The organism is Pseudomonas sp. MD195_PC81_125, assembly GCF_014060985.1.
In the GTDB taxonomy this organism is placed as follows: Bacteria; Pseudomonadota; Gammaproteobacteria; order Pseudomonadales; family Pseudomonadaceae; genus Aquipseudomonas; species Aquipseudomonas parakoreensis.
Genome location: NZ_JABULD010000561.1, coordinates 1 through 3,401, shown reverse-complemented (window position 1 = coordinate 3,401; position 3,401 = coordinate 1). Strand labels below are relative to the sequence as shown.

Below are 3,401 nucleotides of genomic sequence, written 5' to 3'. Positions count from 1 at the left end.
AGCTTGCTCCCGCTCGACTGCGCAGCAGGCGCAAAACCTGTTTGCACAGTTTTCCTGAAAAAAGCGGGGGCCGCTTCGCAGCCCAGCGGGAGCAAGCTCCCTCGCCACAGGGGATCCAACTGTATGGATAACTCTTTGCCTGGCTGTACCAGCCCGAGCGCCCCGGTTTATGGCTTGATTAAGGTAATCCCCTGCCACCTTCTATTCTGGTTCTCATCATGTCCTCACGCGAAAACACCGGCATGGCCCTCGGCCTGCTCGGGGTTGTTTATTTTCAGCCTGACCCTGCCCTTCACCCGGATCGTGGTGCAGGAACTGCATCCGCTGCTCAATGGCTTGGGCCGGGCACTGTTCGCGGCGATTCCGGCGGCGGCGCTGTTGCTCTGGCGACGCGAGAAGTGGCCGAGCTGGCAGCAGGTCAAAGGCCTGAGCCTGGTGATCGCCGGGGTGATTCTCGGCTTCCCGGTGCTGTCGGCATGGGCCATGCAAACCTTGCCGGCGTCCCACGGTGCGCTGGTCAACGGTTTGCAACCACTGTGTGTGGCGCTGTATGCGGCGTGGCTGTCCCATGAACGCCCCTCGAAAGCCTTCTGGGCCTGCGCCGCACTGGGCAGTGCGCTGGTGCTCGGTTACGCGTTGTACACCGGGGCCGGCAGCATTCAGGCCGGCGACTTGTTGATGCTCGGCGCGATTGCCGTGGGTGGCCTGGGCTATGCCGAGGGTGGCCGGTTGGCCAAGGAAATGGGCGGCTGGCAGGTGATCTGCTGGGCGCTGGTGCTGTCGACGCCGCTGCTGATCGGCCCGGTGTTGTACCTGGCGCTGCAGCATCATGGCGCGGTGTCAGCCAAGACCTGGTGGGCGTTCGGCTACGTGGCGCTGTTCTCGCAGTTTCTCGGCTTTTTCGCCTGGTACGCCGGGCTGGCGATGGGCGGGGATCGCGCGGGTCAGTCAGATCCAGTTGTTGCAGATCTTCTTCACCATCGCGTTTTCGGCGTTGTTCTTTGGGGAACATGTGGAACCGATTACCTGGCTGTTTGCCTGCGGGGTCATCGCGACGGTGATGCTCGGGCGCAAGACCGCTGTGCGTCCTGCCCAACCGGCCACTGCATGACCACCGCCCCTCGAATGACGAGCGCATGCCCCTGTAGGAGCTGCGGCACGCTGCGATCTTTTGATGTTGCCTTTAAGATCAAAAGATCGCAGCGTGCCGCAGCTCCTACAGGGTTTCGTGTCGGATCAGTATCGGGTGTCAGGCGAGGAAGCCGTCGGCGCGCAGCAGGGTTTCCAGACAGTGTTCGCTGATGTTGTAGAAGTCCTTGAGTTCCTGAATCTTCACCAGCAGTTGGGCCGGGTCCACCGGCTCGGCGCGCTTCACCGCGAGAATCATCTTGTTCTTGTTGGTATGTTCCAGTGAGATGAACTCGAACACCTTGGTCTCGTAACCACAGGCTTCGAGGAACAGTGCACGCAGGCTGTCGGTGACCATTTCCGCCTGTTGGCCCAGGTGCAGACCGTATTGCAGCATCGGCTTGAGCAGTGCCGGGCTCTGGATCTGCAGACGGATCTGTTTGTGGCAGCATGGCGAACACATGATGATCGACGCGCCGGAACGGATGCCGGTGTGAATCGCGTAGTCGGTGGCGATGTCGCAGGCATGCAAGGCAATCATCACGTCCAGTTCGCTCGGCGCCACGCTGCGCACGTCACCGCACTTGAACACCAGGCCCGGGTGTTCCAGTTTCGCCGCGGCGGCGTTGCACAGATTGACCATCTCCTCGCGCAGCTCGACGCCGGTGACTTCACCCTCGGCCTTGAGCGTGTTGCGCAAGTAATCGTGAATCGCGAACGTCAGGTAGCCCTTGCCCGAACCGAAATCCGCGACCCGCACCGGTTTGTCCAGCGCCAGCGGTGACGAGGTCAGCGCGTGGCTGAAGACTTCGATGAACTTGTTGATCTGCTTCCATTTGCGCGACATCGCCGGGATCAGCTCATGCTGCGCGTTGGTCACGCCCAAGTCCTTGAGGAACGGTCGGTTCAAGTCCAGAAAACGGTTTTTCTCGCGGTTGTGCTCGGCGGACGGCGCTTCACGCAATTGCTGAGGTTTGCTCTTGAACAGCGAAGGCTTGCCCTTTTTGCTGTATTCGAGCTGCGCTTCGTCGGTCACGGTCAGCAGATGCGCATTCTTGAACGCCGCCGGCAACAGCTCGGCAATCACCGCCACGCCTTCGCTCAGCGGCAGGTTCTTGGTGATGTCGCGGGTCTTGTAGCGATAAACGAAGGACAGGTTGGGCTGCGCCTTGACCGTCACCGCTTTGATGATGATCCGCTGCAGCTCCGCCTCTTCGCCCACGTATTTGGCCAGCACCAGTTTGATGAAGCCGTTCTGTTCGAGGCTGGTTTGCAGCAGCTCGATGAACTGGGCGTGATGATCGGGCGCCGGTTTGGCAGACGGCGCGGATGGGGCGTTAACGGACATGAACAAGCAGCCTCGGGCGGGGCGAAATCGGGAATGGCGGGTATTTTAGGGGGGATGGCGGTTGGGGACACGCTCTTATTTACCCAACGGCAAAATCCATGACACCCAACCTTGTGGCGAGGGGATTTATCCCCGACAGGGCGCGACGCTGCCCTTTATGTCCGGCCAGTCAAATCAGATGCACAGTTTTTTGCGACTGCTGCGCAGCCGATCGGGGATAAATCCCCTCGCCACATGACTGAGTCAACCCAACACAATCAACCGATTGGGCAATTCATTCCTCACCTGCGTCACCGGCACATGCACCTTGAGCAATTCGCCGCAGGCCTCGATGCAGGTGATGAACCCCTCAAGCGTGCGCCCCTGCCGCACCTGCTCGGTGAACGCGGCGACAATCGCGTCCCAGCTCTTGTTGTCCAGCCGCCGGGAAATCCCTTCGTCCACCAGAATCTCCACGTAACGTTCGGCCTCGCAGACAAAGATCAGCATCCCCGTGCTGCCGACGGTGTGGTGCAGGTTCTGTTCGAGAAACTGTCGCCGCGCCAGATTCGACGCGCGCCAGTGCCGCACACGGCGCGGGATCAGGTGGGTGGTGACTTTCGGCAGACGAAACAGCAGGCACAGGACGATAAACAGCCCCCATTGCACCAGCAACAGGCTGCGCATGGTCAGCCAGCCCGTCAGGTAATGAACGATGCCCGGCACCAGCAGCGCCAGCAGGCTGGCCCACAGCAGCGGGATGTATGCGTAGTCATCGGCGCGCGCCGCCAGCACCGTTACCAGTTCGGCGTCGGTGTCGCGCTCGACCCGGGCAATCGCCTCGGCGACTTTGCGTTGTTTCGTGTTCGGTCAGTAATGCCATGTCGAAAAGTGCCTGATCATTATTGTTGTGTGTTCACCAGCCGCCGGACGATCCGCCGCCGCC

General features: G+C 61.0%; 1 protein-coding gene and 2 pseudogenes. 1 reads left to right on the top strand and 2 read right to left on the bottom strand.

The features are described 5' to 3' along the window. Positions 1-218 precede the first annotated feature (218 nt). Positions 219-1,111: pseudogene (locus HT737_RS22435) on the top strand (DMT family transporter). Between the two features lie 138 nt (positions 1,112-1,249). On the opposite strand, the gene HT737_RS22430 reads toward HT737_RS22435, so the two are convergent. Both HT737_RS22430 and HT737_RS22425 read right to left on the bottom strand, forming a co-directional pair. Further along, complete coding sequence (locus HT737_RS22430) at positions 1,250-2,476, bottom strand: SAM-dependent methyltransferase (RefSeq protein ID WP_182404026.1); 1,227 nt, start codon at positions 2,474-2,476, stop codon at positions 1,250-1,252. Positions 2,477-2,719: 243 nt separating this feature from the next. Further along, a pseudogene (locus HT737_RS22425) lies at positions 2,720-3,338 on the bottom strand (TPM domain-containing protein). Positions 3,339-3,401: the final 63 nt, after the last annotated feature.